Source organism: Verrucomicrobiia bacterium, from assembly GCA_035460805.1.
Classification (GTDB): Bacteria; Patescibacteriota; UBA1384; order CAILIB01; family CAILIB01; genus DATHWI01.
The window spans coordinates 1-14,085 of the sequence record DATHWI010000041.1 but is presented as its reverse complement, the minus strand read 5'-3'; the positions used below and the strand labels follow the sequence as shown (position 1 = coordinate 14,085).

The 14,085-nt window shown below is 53.6% G+C and carries 17 protein-coding genes; 12 read left to right on the top strand and 5 right to left on the bottom strand.

Translation table 11 applies throughout. From position 1 onward, the window contains the following. The 4 genes from VLA04_01435 to VLA04_01420 form a co-directional block, all read left to right on the top strand. Window positions 1-189, top strand: a 189-nt coding sequence (locus VLA04_01435; protein HSI20359.1) for a hypothetical protein, incomplete at its 5' end; no start/stop codon positions are given. After that, the gene (locus tag VLA04_01430) at window positions 176-1,252 is read left to right on the top strand and encodes a hypothetical protein (protein ID HSI20358.1); all 1,077 of its coding nucleotides are present in this window, start codon (window positions 176-178) and stop codon (window positions 1,250-1,252) included. The genes VLA04_01435 and VLA04_01430, both read left to right, overlap by 14 nt. A gap of 9 nt (window positions 1,253-1,261) precedes the next feature. Further along, complete coding sequence (locus VLA04_01425) at window positions 1,262-2,155, top strand: hypothetical protein (GenBank protein HSI20357.1); 894 nt, start codon at window positions 1,262-1,264, stop codon at window positions 2,153-2,155. Continuing rightward, the gene (locus VLA04_01420) at window positions 2,152-3,249 is read left to right on the top strand and encodes a glycosyltransferase family protein (protein HSI20356.1); all 1,098 of its coding nucleotides are present in this window, start codon (window positions 2,152-2,154) and stop codon (window positions 3,247-3,249) included. Before VLA04_01425 ends, VLA04_01420 begins: the two co-directional genes overlap by 4 nt. Before the next feature lie 33 nt (window positions 3,250-3,282). Here VLA04_01420 and VLA04_01415 read toward each other — a convergent pair whose 3' ends face one another. Then, window positions 3,283-4,188, bottom strand: a complete 906-nt coding sequence (locus VLA04_01415) for a quinate 5-dehydrogenase (GenBank protein HSI20355.1) — start codon at window positions 4,186-4,188, stop codon at window positions 3,283-3,285. Here VLA04_01415 and VLA04_01410 point away from each other — a divergent pair. From VLA04_01410 to VLA04_01395, 4 genes are all read left to right on the top strand, one after another. Further along, entirely contained in the window at window positions 4,188-5,249 is a 1,062-nt protein-coding gene (locus VLA04_01410) for a dihydroorotate dehydrogenase (GenBank protein HSI20354.1), read from the top strand. The genes VLA04_01415 and VLA04_01410 overlap by 1 nt on opposite strands. 18 nt (window positions 5,250-5,267) lie before the next feature. Further along, on the top strand, window positions 5,268-6,293 hold the full coding sequence (gene pyrC / locus VLA04_01405; protein ID HSI20353.1) for a dihydroorotase: 1,026 nt from the start codon (window positions 5,268-5,270) through the stop codon (window positions 6,291-6,293). 147 nt (window positions 6,294-6,440) lie between these two features. Further along, the gene (locus tag VLA04_01400; protein ID HSI20352.1) at window positions 6,441-6,824 is read left to right on the top strand and encodes a hypothetical protein; all 384 of its coding nucleotides are present in this window, start codon (window positions 6,441-6,443) and stop codon (window positions 6,822-6,824) included. Window positions 6,825-6,953: 129 nt separating this feature from the next. Next, a complete protein-coding gene (locus VLA04_01395) occupies window positions 6,954-7,382 on the top strand; it encodes a hypothetical protein (GenBank protein ID HSI20351.1) in 429 nt (142 codons plus the stop codon). An 88-nt stretch (window positions 7,383-7,470) separates the two neighbouring features. On the opposite strand, the gene VLA04_01390 is transcribed toward VLA04_01395, so the two are convergent. After that, window positions 7,471-7,998, bottom strand: coding sequence for a hypothetical protein (locus tag VLA04_01390; protein ID HSI20350.1), 528 nt, complete (start codon window positions 7,996-7,998; stop codon window positions 7,471-7,473). A 52-nt stretch (window positions 7,999-8,050) separates the two neighbouring features. On the opposite strand from VLA04_01390, the gene VLA04_01385 reads away from it, so the two are divergent. The 3 genes from VLA04_01385 to VLA04_01375 all read left to right on the top strand — a co-directional run bounded on the left by VLA04_01385 (window position 8,051) and on the right by VLA04_01375 (window position 10,794). Beyond that, the gene (locus VLA04_01385; GenBank protein ID HSI20349.1) at window positions 8,051-8,722 is read left to right on the top strand and encodes an ABC transporter ATP-binding protein; all 672 of its coding nucleotides are present in this window, start codon (window positions 8,051-8,053) and stop codon (window positions 8,720-8,722) included. Window positions 8,723-8,724: 2 nt separating this feature from the next. Beyond that, on the top strand, window positions 8,725-10,188 hold the full coding sequence (locus VLA04_01380; GenBank protein ID HSI20348.1) for an ABC transporter permease: 1,464 nt from the start codon (window positions 8,725-8,727) through the stop codon (window positions 10,186-10,188). 90 nt (window positions 10,189-10,278) lie between these two features. Next, window positions 10,279-10,794, top strand: coding sequence for a nucleoside-diphosphate kinase (locus VLA04_01375; GenBank protein HSI20347.1), 516 nt, complete (start codon window positions 10,279-10,281; stop codon window positions 10,792-10,794). Window positions 10,795-10,842: 48 nt separating this feature from the next. Here the strand turns inward: VLA04_01375 and VLA04_01370 are convergent, their stop codons facing one another. Continuing rightward, a complete protein-coding gene (locus tag VLA04_01370; protein HSI20346.1) occupies window positions 10,843-11,223 on the bottom strand; it encodes a DUF4383 domain-containing protein in 381 nt (126 codons plus the stop codon). A 126-nt stretch (window positions 11,224-11,349) separates the two neighbouring features. Here VLA04_01370 and VLA04_01365 point away from each other — a divergent pair, with 126 nt between their 5' ends. After that, a complete protein-coding gene (locus VLA04_01365) occupies window positions 11,350-11,955 on the top strand; it encodes a thermonuclease family protein (GenBank protein ID HSI20345.1) in 606 nt (201 codons plus the stop codon). Here the strand turns inward: VLA04_01365 and VLA04_01360 are convergent. Further along, entirely contained in the window at window positions 11,952-12,584 is a 633-nt protein-coding gene (locus tag VLA04_01360) for a type II secretion system protein (protein ID HSI20344.1), read from the bottom strand. The genes VLA04_01365 and VLA04_01360 overlap by 4 nt on opposite strands. 15 nt (window positions 12,585-12,599) lie before the next feature. Continuing rightward, the coding region (locus VLA04_01355; protein ID HSI20343.1) for a hypothetical protein at window positions 12,600-14,085 on the bottom strand (1,486 nt) is incomplete at its 5' end.

Here is a 14,085-nt window from a genome sequence, read left to right as displayed (position 1 = left end):
GACTTGATTGATGTAAGAAATGAATCATTCCGCAACGGTATTGGTAGCAACGTCCGTGAGGCGCTCATGCACGCGAGTAAAAAATCCCGCTACTCAGATTATGAGAAGTTGGAAGCGGTGCGAAAACCAGAAAAGCTAACTATTCTTGGCAAGCTGCTCTATAGTCAAGAGAGTTATGAAAACCTCTGAGCGCAAGCTTCTCCTGAATGCCGAGCCGTTTGGTTTTGGGCCCTCTGCCGCAGTGGCCAGCTTTTTTCCGTTTCTTCGTAATGCGTTCCAATGTATTGGTTATCTGGGTAAGAACCACACCTTGGACCTGCAGAAGGATTTGCCTTACGACGCCCTGCACGACATTTCCGATATGACGGACGAGCAGGCGGATGAAATTATTGCGGAATATGACGTTTTCTTTACCGTACTTGATTGTGAGATGGCGGAGCGCGCTCTGGCACTTGGCCTCAAGGTTATTATGTATGACCCGTTGACTTGGTATTGGCACGAGGTCCCGGCGTGTATCAAGCGAGTAAACCTCTACCTGACTCAGGACTTTTTCGGTGTCCGTGAGCGGCTGGCAAATGAGCCAACCCTTTTCCCACCTGATGTCCATGTGGTTCCATCTATTGTTCGGGCGGTAGAAGAAAAAGAGGAGCCTCAGTACGTGCTTATCAACCTTGGTGGGTTGCAGAACCCGCTATGGTCGGTAGAAGACACGGAGCAGTACGCACGGGTCGTGATTCAAGCGCTGCAGGGGAGCATTTCGGCAAACGAGCTCATTATTGCTACGAGCAGCGCCGTGGCCATGCGTTTGGACGATCCCCGTGTCCGAAGTTACAGCCGTGAGAAAATGGGTGAAATCATGAAAGCCAGCAAGTACGCTTTTATGACACCAGGGTTGGGTAACATCTATGATGTCGCTGCCTTTGACTTGCCAACCGTCTGGCTCCCCCCAGCCAATGACAGTCAGGGGCAACAGCTTCATATCCTCGGCAAGCACGACATGGCCGATGCCTGGGTGGACTGGGAAGACATGGGACACCCTATTAATTACTGGGATGACCAGCCGCGCGTGCTGGATACTATCCGCAATGCCATTCACTCCGCTGAGTTCGGGGAGTTGTTTGGTGGTATGGCAGAAAAGGCTCACGCTACGGTCATGGACAAAGAAACAAGTCAGACGAGCGCTTTGCTTTCAGAATTTGGCACGGGTGGTGCGGAAGAGGTTGCCAAAAGGGTTATAGAATTTTGTTCATAAGTATGTGCTATGACGTCCTACCATTTTTCTGTCAAAAATTACTTCTCACTGACACTGACGAGTGACCAGTATTTTGCCTTTACGGAGGCCGACCTTCTCCTTTTGCGGGCGTATATTCCCGGCATCGAACGGTGCGATGCGCCTCTTCCTAGTGCTGATATTGTCATTGAACACTGCGAATCTTCTGACAAAAGCCTGACCCAAGGAGAGGGTGTGGTACATATTCATGACACCTGGGACGGTGCCTTTCCCGCAAGTATGAACCATGTCTTGTATGGCGTGGCCCGGCTCCACTTTCTTAAGCACAAGCTGTACCCAGTCCATGGCGCCTGTGTGGGGAATGAAGATGGTGCCGTACTCATTGTCGGTCATTCAGGATCAGGTAAAACATCACTCCTTCTCCACTTGGTCCAGCATCATGGCAAAAAAGTGTTTTCTGGGAACAAAACCACGGTTTCCCTGGATGGGGAGACCATGCTGGCAGTGGCGGGTACGCCCACTATCACCATCCGTGGAAGCGACAGGCATCACTTGGACAACCTTAACGTTGCGGAGCATGTGGAGCGCTGGGGCAGGTATGCGTTTCTATTGGATGCCGAGAAATACCTTTCCGCACCCGCGGTACCTATTAAGGCCGTGGCTATTGTCAGGCTGAATGATCATCAAGAAGAGGGTAAAAAGCTGGAGGGCCTCAGTCCGCTCCACTCCCTGTACCCCTTTTTCATGGATGCAGTTAATGCCGATGTGATAAGTGGGGACGGTCAGCAGGTACTAGTGGGGACGCCTCCGGAAGGCACGCAAGAGCACCTTGCGTCGAATCTTCTGCGGCTCTTACCAGACGTTCCAGTGTACTCCTTCGTTGGATCTGCGGGCTTTGTCGCCGGTAACATTGCACAGCTATGAGCGGCAAAAAAATCCTCTATGGCGTATGCGGAATAGGGAACGGCCATACGCAGCGTCAGCTTCCCCTCATTGAGCACTTTGCAGGGCGCCATACCATTGTCATTTTTGCCTATGACAGCAGTTATGCTTTCTATGCCAACCATTTTGACAACCATCCTTCTGTCACGGTGGTGGAAGTAGCGGTGCCTTTTTATGTGGGGAGCAAAGACGGAATAGATTTTGAGGCTACCGAACAGTTGCCTCGTAACCAAAAAGACTTCGCTGGTATAAATGCCAAAGCCAAGGCTATGGCAAAGGAGCTCATTGGCACTCCTGACTTGGTGATTAGCGACTACGAGCCCATTTGTGCAGAGTACGCGTATGAGCATGGCGCGCCACTCATTACCATCGACCAGCAAAGCAAGTACCTGGCAGGTGACTTCCCCCAAGAACTGCACGGGCTTACCTATGCGGACGAGGTGGCGAGGCTCAAGCTGTTTTTTCCTACGGCGGCCTGCCGGATAGCCTGTTCCTTCTTTGATGTCCGGAAAAAAGAAGGTGGGGATGACGTCCTCATGCTTCCCTCTATCCTGAGCGATTCCGTTGTGACGATGAAAAACGTACCAAGTGAACCACGTGAGTTCTTGGTGTATTTTTCCTCGCAACAAGTGTTCCCTCAAAGCCTGGAAGAGGTGGTTCAGCTCTGTGAAACAGAAGGTGCCATCTTCCATATTTTCGCACCGGATATCGCGGGGAGGCAGGGAAATGAGATGGTACACCTCTATTCCCACGGCGCCCCTCAGTTTAAGGAAATCCTTGCCCGGTGCTCTGGCATTATTTCCACGGCTGGCCACACGCTCCTTTCAGAGGCCATGTCCCTCGGCATTCCTGTTTACGCTTTGCCGCTTCCCCTATACGAGCAGCAAATGAATGCAGAGGTAATTCAAGCAAACGGCTTTGGCATATCCGCCAACCGGATTGATGGGGAGAACCTTCGCCAGTTCGTTAGCTCTGTAGGGCAGTACCGCGAAGCAATCCGGGCTGACAGGGATATCCTTTTGAGGGGGAATGGCAAAACGCTGGTAGTGGAGCATATTGAGCGCTTCTACTTATAAAAAGCGCCAGCAGTATGCTGACGCTTGGGTTTCCTAAGCAAGCTTGATCACCTCCGGTTTCCATGCCAGCTGTTGCAGGATGGAAAGGTAATCATTTTCGGTGACTTCCTCCACTGGCCGTCCAAGTAAGCTGACAACCACACCCTCCATGACATTCGTCCCAAAGGAGCGGCCGCCAAAATTGGGGGTAGTAGTGATTACCGTGCTGACGCCTGTTTCACGGAGCTCCTCCACCTGTTCCGCCGTAAGGGTATTGGTGAGGACTGTCTTCCCTCCCATGGAGTGGGGGAGGAACTTGTGGATGTAGTGAAAGTCGCCACAGATGAACGAGGCCCATTCGTAATACTTCTTCCGCCACGTACTGGGCGAGTGCTCTTCCTGCTTTTTCCCTGTGGGATAGAGCCACTGGAAGGGGAGCTTTGTCATAATGGGGAGTGCAAAACGGGCAAGCCGTTTGAGTGAGGTCTCCGACCGAATTGGCCAATCCAGGCCAACGGCAAAGATAAGATCGCCAAACATGACATTGGCGTTGCAGTCCATAAGGGCGGAGGCCATTCCAAACCGGTCTACCGCGCTTACAAGGAGCGAGTTGCGCCCTGCGAGCGGCAATAAGTTTTGGTTGATCCAGTAGACGGCTTCCCGCTCAAGGGTATGTTTCAACCCACTTCCATCGACAATAGGTGTCTTAGTGGCGCACCTCACCAGCTCCCGGGCGTCCCGTATCTCATACCTGCGGCTACCAGCCACAACCCAGCGGTCGATGCCGCCGAGAGTGATGGCATCCACAGTTCCATCCAGTTCGCGGATAAGCTGGCGGGCTCGGTTGAAGTTACCGTCAGTGCCAATCCTCTGAATGAGAAAATCTTCCTCTAGGAATTTTGTCGCTACTTCTTTGTTGCCTTTGGACGAACCAAGGCTAACGCTGACAACTTTTTTCAATGAACGTAACCTCCTTGGTCTGTATTGGTATACCGGAAAACAGGTCTGAGCACTACCTATTCCTTACAGGAGCCAATTACGCTACTCTCAATCAAGACTTGATCCATACGAAACTTCTTCGTGTGCGTGACAATCTGGGAGTGAACATGCAGCCAATTTGGTTTGGAAAATATCAGCTTGAATCGCCCATTATGAATGGCGCGGGAACCTGCAAGACTGTCGAGGACGTGAGGAAGTTGGCCACTGCCCCGGTGGCGGCCATCATGATCGGTTCGTATACCGTCAACGCCCAAGATGGCAACCCGGGTGACGTATGGGCTTCACCGCTCAACTCGCTCGGTATGCCGAACAGGGGAATCGAGTACCTCCGTAAGGAGGGGCGGGAGATGCGCAAAATTGCCCACGACGCTGGAAAGTACCTTGCGGTCAGTGTCGCCGGCTACACACCGGACGAATACTGCCAGTTAAGCGAAGTCGCCTTCGAAATTGGGGCCGACTGGACTGAGTTAAACAAGGGCTGTCCCAATGTGTGGGTAACTGGCGGCAGGCAAAAGGAAATCGTCAGCTTTGACGAAGAAGTCCAAGACGTTATCTTTGACGTTATGGAGCGTGCAGTGGGAGGACAAATGTATGGGCCTAAGTATTCGCCTTACACCAACCCCGCGCAGCGTATCCGGGTCGCCCAGAAAGTGCGCAGCCGCCGTTCCGTTTCATTTGTGACGGGTATCAACACCTTCCCCAATTGCTACCTGCCCAAAGAAGACGGCAATCCGTCCATTGGCTTTGGCAAGGGGCTTGGTGGGTATTCCGGTCCAGGCATGAAGGCGCCTGCGCTGGGACAGTTAGTGCAGTTCAAAGAGGTCTTTGATGAAGACCCGGACTGCAAAATCCAGTATGTCTATGCCGGCGGCGTATGCACCGGCCGGGATGTGCTGGACGCAACCCGTTGCGGCGCCACGTTGGTACAAGTGGTGACAGCGTACGCTGAGAATCATGACCCGCGTGTGTTTGAGAGAATTGCGACCGAATATGTCAACCTGGTTGACCCGGTCCATGCCTAGGGAGTCCCGGGAGGGAATATGCCGATAACAATTCGTAAACCATTCGATGCCCACGTTCACTTTCGAACGGGGCAGATGATGCGGGATGTGGTGCCGTACTCTGCGGCCCAATTTTCCCATGTATTGGTAATGCCTAATACTGAGCCGCCCATAATTACGGGCGATGACGTGCGGGCATACCGTGAAGCCATTCGCGCCTGTGTAGACCCGCGCATAGATTTCCAGCCGCTTATGACGTTCAAGATCAGTCCCGCTACAACGGTGGGTCAGGTCCAAGACGCTATGTACGCTGGGGCTCTTGCCGGGAAACTCTATCCTGACGGGGTAACGACCAATTCAGTGGGTGGGGTGCGTGACTTTGAGGCACTCTTCCCCATTTTTGAATGCATGCAAGAGCTGAATGTGGTGCTTTGCCTTCATGGTGAGCATCCTGACGCCGAGTGCATGGACCGGGAACGCCGGTTTATCGATGACGTGTTTCACATGATCGTTGAGCGGTACCCGCGGTTGAGGGTAGTCCTCGAGCACATCTCGACCAAGGAAGGGATTGAGGCGGTGAGAAGTTGGGATGCTGACCGCGTAGGCGGCACCATCACCCTTCACCACCTGGAAGTTACGCATACGGAAGTGTTTGGCGGCCACCTAAAGCCCCATCTCTTCTGTAAGCCTATCCCCAAGTGGAACAAGGATAGGGAAGCGCTGCGGGAAGCCGTGTTGAACGGTGAGAGGCAGTTCTTCTTTGGCTCAGACTCGGCACCGCATTCGCGGGATCGCAAAGAGTGCACCGATGGGTGCGCAGGGGTCTTTACGGCCCCTGTGCTTCTGCCGGCCTTGGCGGGACTGTTTGAGCGCGAGGGCGCGCTTGACCGGTTCGAGCCCTTTGTCTCACACTTCGCTACCGAGTTCTACGGTTTGTTGCCTTCCGATGGGAAAGTAACGCTTGTAGAGGAAGAATGGGTAGTGCCCGACGAGTGTGCAGGCATTGTGCCGTACCGGGCAGGTGAAACGCTTGCATGGCGCGTAGCTGCGGCTGGGCAAGAATAACATTTGGGCAGTCGGTGTACTCCGACTGCCACAATCCAGAACCTTCAAAACCTTGAGGGCTGTGGATTGTCTCATTGACAGAAACGGGTTCGCGTGCTACACTCCCTCGTAATTATCAGGTTCAATCCTGCTGTGGTGTCTTAACAAATGAAGTGTGGTTCACGTGCCTTGTTTGTCATTGCCTTGCTTATGACGGGCTGCCAAAGCAGTCAGTCGCCAACAACCGTAACGGTGGCTACCCCTCCGGCGTATGTGGACTTTGTTGCCACCCTAACCAAGGAGACCGGAGGCTGGACGGTGGGGAAGAGGGAGAAGAAAGATTTCCTGCCCCTCGTCGTAAAACATGTCTCTGGGAAAAGCTGGGACGCAACGTTCAACGGCCTCACGCTCTCGGAGCGCAACCAGGATCGGTTTTCCTTTCCGGTGGGCGCCAAAGTCGTGTTCAAGGAGCGCTCCCCAGTGACCTTTCCAGTCACAAACAGGGGTTTCAAAGCTGAACTGGCCGACTTCCTAGAAGTAAGGCGGCTCTAGCGCCCTAAGGTTCGGAAGCCACCCAACAGGGTGGCTTTTTTTACGATTCAAGGTACTACTAGCCAATTTCCATTTTATCTGCTAGAGTGCCCCTGCCTTAAAAAGGTGACTTTGTGTGGGGTTGAATTGATGAATTACTATTTAGAAAACGGCTGGTACTTGTACCGGGGCAGCGCCCACTTAGTGTTGGACCCTACCCGGACATCCCTCGAGATCTTTACGGAAACCTGCCACTGGTTGCTTGGCAACTGGCCGGGTAATCCCGTCGCGACACTCCTCTTGCCGGAAGGCCTTAAGCAGGTCTCCGGACGGCATGAAGATGCCACTCACGGCCAAGTCCTTGCCATTACGTATGCCCGTGCCGAGTGGCAGGAGTATGCGCGGGTGGCATCTGACCTGGGCTTTGACCGGCCCTATCTCCAGATCCTCCATCAGCAGCTTGAGGGGGAAAAAATGGACAAGCGAGTCTGGTTCATGCTCAACCTGGGCGCGGGAGTCTCTCTCAACAGGGCAGATGGACCGGCCCGTACGGAAGGCCAGTTGATGACCGCTCGCTAGAGACGCACTACCAGGCCACCCCTCCCGGGGTGGCTTTTTTCTTACAAAAAAGACCCGTCATCGTTGACGGGCCCTTGGGATCTAGCGGCTATACGCCGGCTAGTTCTCGGTCGGCATCGGCGAACGGGTTGTCCGCTGATTGGTTGGATGGAACGAAGGCCAGGACGGGCTTGTCGTTGTGAATGACAATTTGAAGCTCATCCGTACGCACTCCCTCTTTGAAGGCGGATCGCCATTCCGACAACATTGTGCAGAATGTTTCATCCTCCCTGAGGGAAGCAAGGTCTTCTTTCGCGATGCTATCCAGGACAAAGGGTGTGCGAGTCCCTTTTCTTCCCTGGGCAACGAAGGTGACAATGAACCCTCTAACCTCGGTGTTGGTGGCTGGCGCCTTAAAAGTGCATTCGTTGAGCGGATAAACCGCACGGCTGCTATGTGCTGCCTGTGAGAAACGTTGAACCACACTCTTCATAAACTCTCCCGTGAGAACCCTCCGCAAAAGCCGGGGCTTTTGCCCAATCTGTTTTGGGACAATAAAATACCAGGGATAAAGCAAGTTGTCAATGTGGTGCCCCTGCGGCATTTGCACCAATGCTTTCGCTAGGATGCTTGGCAAGAGTACACTGAAGGGAGAAGCAAAATAGTGTGCACCCATGCCCCAAGAAGCATTGATTCAGTTGAATGGCGTCACGAAGACGTACAAAATTGGCGATGAAACGCTCCATGCCTTGAATAACATCTCCCTTGCAATCAAGGAGGGGGAGTTTGTGGCGATTACAGGCCCTTCCGGCTCAGGAAAATCCACATTGGCCAACATTATTGGCGGTCTGGATAACCCTGACAGCGGTACCGTTATGGTAGAAGGAGAGGACCTCTCTCAGGTCAATGACAAGCACTTGTCCGAATATCGTAACAAGCACATTGGGTTTGTTTTCCAGTCTTTCAATTTACAGCCCAATTACACGGCCACGGAGAATGTCATGATGCCGTTGGTTTTTGGCCGGGTTGGCAAACGGACGCGGTACGAGCGTGCCGTAACCTGCCTGAAGATGGTGGGCCTTGGCGACCGCTTGCGGCACCTCCCCAGCCAGTTGTCTGGTGGCCAGCGCCAGCGGGTAAGTATTGCCCGTGCCTTGGCCAACGAGCCAAGCATTATCATTGCGGATGAGCCAACGGGAAACCTTGATTCTTCACGGGGTGAGGAAATCTTGGCACTGCTTAAGAACCTGAATGAAAAGGGGAAAACGCTGATTATCATTACGCATGACCAGTCCATTGCAAAACAGGCTGACCGGGTAATCACTATTCACGACGGCAAGATGACAGAGAGGGCAAACTAACTATGAAATTTTTCGACTACATTCGGTTTGCACTGAAAAACATCTGGCGTCAGAAGCTTCGCACCTTGCTTACCATTTTCGCTGTCATTATTGGCGCCACCTCGGTGGTGGTCATGTTGTCCCTCGTGTTTGGGGCTAAAAATGCCTTGCTTGCACAAATTGCCTCTTCCGGTGCTCTTACCCAGGTCAATGTCCTGTCTGATACCGACACTTCAAATGCTGATATTTTTGGCAGCAGTGGTGGGCAAAACAGCGGCACTAAACTGGATGACACATTTGCTACCAAGCTGAAGGCAATCCCGCACGTGCAATCTGTTACTCCTCAAATTGGTGTTTGGGCGTTTAATAAAATCAAGTTGAAGGATGGTGGGACTGAGTTTAAGTTTGACCGTGGCGTGACTGCATACGTGCCAAGCGCCTCTGCGGATAAGAAACTGGCAGCAGGAAGGAACCTGACCACTGACGATGGGGTGGGCAAGATTGTACTGAGTGGCAGCTACCTCAAAAAGCTAGGTTTTGAAGACAATGCGGCAGGTATGGTTGGCAAGAAAGTTATCCTCATTACCCAAAAAGGCTTCATGGGGGCGGGTGCTGACATACCTGAGCCAAAAGTAGGTGCAAATGGCCAGTTTAACGACAGTAAGGAAAGCCGGGACGAACAGGGTAGCCGCGTGACAGAAATTGAAGCTGAGGTGATTGGTGTCACCCAAGCTGGGGGCTTTGATGAATCCAGCTATGTCTCCCTTTCGTGGGGCCGGGCACTGAACACCTGGCAGAACTGGCAGCAGGACCCGGAGGACATGATTCGTTACCAGAAGGAAATGGATGCCCTGAACAAATCTGGTAATGCTGGTCCACCCAAGCTGCCATCCAAGCCTGTGGCCTGGAAACTAATGGGAGAAGACCCGATTACCCGTGACGGGTACCAACAATTTGTCCTTAAGGTGGATGATGTGGAAAACGTAGAGGCGGTGGCCACTGAGGTGCGAAAACTAAACGTAGGCGCGGTTACGGCAAAGGACACGTTGGATACCATCCTCAAGTCCTTCCAAATTGTAACAGTGGTACTCGGCATTATCGGTGCCATCTCGCTCTTTGTGGCGGCCATTGGTGTCATTAACACTATGGTGATGGCCACATTGGAGCGTACACGGGAAATAGGCGTTATGCGTGCCTGCGGGGCCACCCGGAGCGCCGTACGCAGGCTCTTTACCTTTGAGGCAGCACTCTTAGGGTTTTGGGGAGGAGTGTTTGGTGTGCTCGTCGGGGTGGGGGTAGGGAAGCTGGCTAACATCTATGCTGCCGACCTTCTTTCTGGTGCAGGGGTAGGCGATATCATTCAAGTGCCCCTCTGGCTCGGGGTCAGTGTCATTGGTGTAACTACCGTCATTGGCATGCTGGCCGGCATGTACCCGGCCATCCGCGCCTCGCGCATGAACCCGGTCGAAGCACTCCGGTACGAATAGGAGAAAGCCCCGCAAGGGGCTTTTCTTGAAGAAGAGACGGGTTTTTGATAGGGTGCGGCTACATCGAAAGATGGCTTGGAGGATTGGAACTTGGATAGTAATAGACCGCAAACGTCTGTCGGATTTGGGCTCATTAAGCCCCACGCTAAGGAGTTGCTTCCTAGCCTTGTTCAAAGGCTGCAGGGAGAAGGGTTGCACGTTATCGACTGCTCCCTGGTCGATGTGACACGGGAGATGGCTGAGGCACACTACGCCGAGCATAGGGAGGCAGAGTTCTTCCCTAGGACGGTGGCAGCCTTGGCCGGCCAGCAGGTCTATCGGCTGGTTCTTGCCTACAACCGCTCGGACATGAGCGCCGCTAAGAAGCTGCGCACACTCCTGGGGCCAACCAACCCCAAGTTGGCAGAGCCCAAGGACATCCGCTACCTGGCGCGGGATGAAGAGCATATGCACAACAACGTTATGCATGGCTCGGACGACGACGCAGAAGTGGTGTCCGAAGAAATGGAGCTCTGGTATGGGCCATTTGGAGAGAGCTCTGCCTACGAGGTATTCATGGCCCGGGCAATCCGTTTCTTTGAACAGCAGCGCCAGTGTGACGAATAATCAAAAACCCCGCCTTTCGGCGGGGTTTCTTTGTGGCGGAAGGTTGCCTTAGGCAGTTGCCTTGTCGCCGCTGTCGCTCATACCAAAGCCAACTGCAAGCAGGGCTGCGGTAAGGACAAGGTGGAGCCAAGTGTCAGCAGTGTTGTTGACAATCAGGCCAAGGATTTTCTCTTCACCGTAGACAAAGCCAAGCACGGTAAGGAGTGCGTAGATGATACCAAAGATCTGGAACCAGCTCTTTGAGCCGCCTTCGCTGGATGTGCCAAGGTAGAGGCCAATAAGACCGGTTACAAGGTGGAACAGGTTGTGGAGGGTGTCCACATGGAAGATCCCGAGCAACATATTGTCATTGGTAACGCCAGGGATGAATCCGAGGATACCAACGAGGGTAAATATCGCCCCAAAGATCATTGCGAGTTTCTTGTGCATAACTTTTCCTACGTGAGTTAGGTAGTTACTGGTTAACTACCTTAATTGTTCTCCTCTTCAATCTGGACGTCAAGTGGCTAGCAAAATAAGTTGGGCTACTGGAGGTTATTTGGTTACACTGGGGCTATGCAAAACCGTTACGTCAGCTTCATCATCCGCTTTTCTATTGTTTCCCTGTTCCTTGTGGCGATTGCTTTTGGCATTGCCCCGCAGTTTGCTGTGCGCCCTGCGCCTCTCACGCCGTCTCCTACTCCCGAGCCCTTGCCTACCACCCTCTCAGTGGTGCCTGCAGAGGCAACCGAGCAAGCGCGGGTGATGCGGGTTGTGGATGGCGATACGGTCCGCATCGAGCGCGAGGGAGAGGAGAAGGTGGTGCGCCTGATCGGTATCAACACGCCGGAAAGCGTGGACCCACGTAAGCCGGTGCAGTGTTTTGGGAAGGAAGCCTCCCTGTTCGCAACGGGTATTCTCCAGGACAAAGAAATCAGAATGTCCTCTGACGAGAGCCAACAGGACATGGACAGGTACGGGCGCCTCCTTCGGTACATCTACTTATTGGATGGCACCTTTGTGAACGAGAAGTTGATCCGTGAAGGTTACGCCCAGGAGTACACCTATGACCGCCCTTACGTATTCCAGGCAGCATTCAGGCAGGCACAAAAAGAGGCCCAACAAGCGAATGTGGGCCTCTGGTCTGGCTGCGCAGCAGCACCTACCGCAATTCCTGACTAACGGGCTTGGAGGGTGTCCCAGCCCTTGCTTGGGGTGCTTACGCCACCACAGTGGGCATCAGCAACCTGCTGGCTGACAGGCTCTGGTCGCTCCAGTTTGGTGAATATGCCATACTCCAACGCATTCTTAATTGAGTCGGCTGGCTGGGAGTCGCTCTTACAGAGCGTGAGGAGGAAATCCGCGTATGTGCTTGAGGCGGTAGTCTTTGTGGTGAAGTCTGTATCCAGAGGGTCAATGCGGATGCGGGAAAGGAAGCCTGCGGTGAGAAGGGCATCGGCAATTGAGCTGGCGCCGTAATCCGCCCCACGCCCTTTGCGGGTGATGCCACCCTGGCCGCTACCTTTGTAGCCCACAGCGCTGGAACCGGAACATACCATGTAGTCATTTGGCACTGCCGTACAAGTAGGCGCGGTGCCTCCTTTTAGGTAGACAAAGTAGCTGCCATTACTGGCCTTCCATTGCTCCAAAGAAGCGGAATAGGCGCGTACGGACTCGGTACGGTTGACGTCACGTGCCCGGGCACGGCTTTCGTTGAGGTTGGCGGTTACGATGACGGACAGCAGGCCAATGACCGATGCTGCAACGACGAGTTCGATAACGGTGAATCCGCGGCGTGATGATAGTTTCATGTGTCGCATAATAGGTTACCAGCGGCGACTGCCGAGGCCAAAGTTAAGGACCTTACCGTTTCCGGTTGTCGTGCCTGGAGTGGAAGGGTCGGAACCTGGGTCACTGGTAGGGTCACTCCCTGGATCAGACGTAGACGGATCAGAACCTGGATCTGAGGTAGAAGGATCGCTACCCGGGTCAGATGTCGAAGGGTCAGAGCCTGGATCTGAAGTAGACGGGTCACTCCCTGGATCAGACGTAGACGGATCAGAACCTGGATCTGAGGTAGAAGGATCGCTACCCGGGTCAGAGGTGGGATCGGAGCCTGGGTTGCTAATAGAGCTGGAGATTGTAGAGACGGTAGTACTGATAGAGCTTATCCCAGCCTGTATGCTGCTGAATCCGGAACCTACGGAGCTCTCACCAGACGTGCCAGAGCCAATGCCCTCGCCTATGGTGCCATCTCCGTCACAATCTATAGGTGGGTAAACCCAGTTATGGGTACAGTGAATAGTTTCACCCTCTTTACAGCCTGGAGACTCTGTCTCCATGGTATCAACCTCTAGGTCAGCCTTAGGGCCTCCGTAAAAGTAGCTCATGCCTGGCCCGCCACAGTTCTCGGTGCAGCTCACCTTCTTTAGGGAGAAGCCGACACTAATTTGAGAAGGGTACCATCCACCACAGCTTGAAGAGAACGAATTGGCGCCTTCAGGCCCAATGGCAACCTCGGAGCATTTAAAGAAGTCACGAGGGTCTTCCGGTCCCGTGCCAGCTATGCCTCCAACGCCTGCGCTTCCAATTTTATACTGGTTGCCGGGCCCGGCGCTGCCGCTATACGTCCCAGAGACGGCTGTGCCGTTTGCGAACAGGCCGCGAAGAAGGGGGGTAATGTATTCAGGAATGTCCAGGTCTTCATAAACTACGGCGCAGGCAACTGCTTCGCCAGGATTCCCACCATTCTCGGGAGTGTCACATTCTGAGGCTTTAATGTCATCGCCAGTACCACCTTCACCGTCTGGTCCTACCCAACCATTTGGTGCGCCCACGTGGATGCCCTTGTCACTTGTTGCGTAACGGGCCTCAATACATGCATCCGTGGGGGAGGCAGTATAGCTTCCTACTTTGCCACGGGTTGTTTCGCTGCACTCTTCATCTTCACAGTGGTCAGCTTCCAGCGGTACGGTACCACCGCCATGGATAAGTACCTGGCCCCAGTACGGTGATCCGGAGTATACGCCGTGGCTTGCTTGTACTACCTGGTAGCCTAGGAAGAACGACAATCCTGCGGCTAGCATGAGGGGGATGTATGTCCGCGCGTTGGATTTTTTCTTACGGGAGATGATCCAAATCAGCGCAGCCAAAAGGACAAGGAGTGCAAGAATAGTGCCGCCTAGAATAGCAAGCTTGTTTTGGGCACCTGCCGTATCCAGGGTCGGGCGCAGAGGAGTGGAGAGGGTATCAATAACTTCACCGTCTTTGAGCAGGGTAACCTTGGTGCTGAGGGATCCGGCGAGGGTCTTC

Excerpts from the sequence above, each read along its gene's own strand:
- VLA04_01430 (HSI20358.1), top strand. The coding sequence starts at position 176 with ATGAAAACCTCTGAGCGCAAGCTTCTCCTGAATGCCGAGCCGTTTGGT.
- VLA04_01425 (HSI20357.1), top strand. The coding sequence starts at position 1,262 with ATGACGTCCTACCATTTTTCTGTCAAAAATTACTTCTCACTGACACTG.
- VLA04_01420 (HSI20356.1), top strand. The coding sequence starts at position 2,152 with ATGAGCGGCAAAAAAATCCTCTATGGCGTATGCGGAATAGGGAACGGC.
- VLA04_01410 (HSI20354.1), top strand. The coding sequence starts at position 4,188 with ATGAACGTAACCTCCTTGGTCTGTATTGGTATACCGGAAAACAGGTCT.
- pyrC (HSI20353.1), top strand. The coding sequence starts at position 5,268 with ATGCCGATAACAATTCGTAAACCATTCGATGCCCACGTTCACTTTCGA.
- VLA04_01400 (HSI20352.1), top strand. The coding sequence starts at position 6,441 with ATGAAGTGTGGTTCACGTGCCTTGTTTGTCATTGCCTTGCTTATGACG.
- VLA04_01395 (HSI20351.1), top strand. The coding sequence starts at position 6,954 with ATGAATTACTATTTAGAAAACGGCTGGTACTTGTACCGGGGCAGCGCC.
- VLA04_01380 (HSI20348.1), top strand. The coding sequence starts at position 8,725 with ATGAAATTTTTCGACTACATTCGGTTTGCACTGAAAAACATCTGGCGT.
- VLA04_01370 (HSI20346.1), bottom strand. The coding sequence starts at position 11,223 with ATGCACAAGAAACTCGCAATGATCTTTGGGGCGATATTTACCCTCGTT.
- VLA04_01365 (HSI20345.1), top strand. The coding sequence starts at position 11,350 with ATGCAAAACCGTTACGTCAGCTTCATCATCCGCTTTTCTATTGTTTCC.
- VLA04_01360 (HSI20344.1), bottom strand. The coding sequence starts at position 12,584 with ATGAAACTATCATCACGCCGCGGATTCACCGTTATCGAACTCGTCGTT.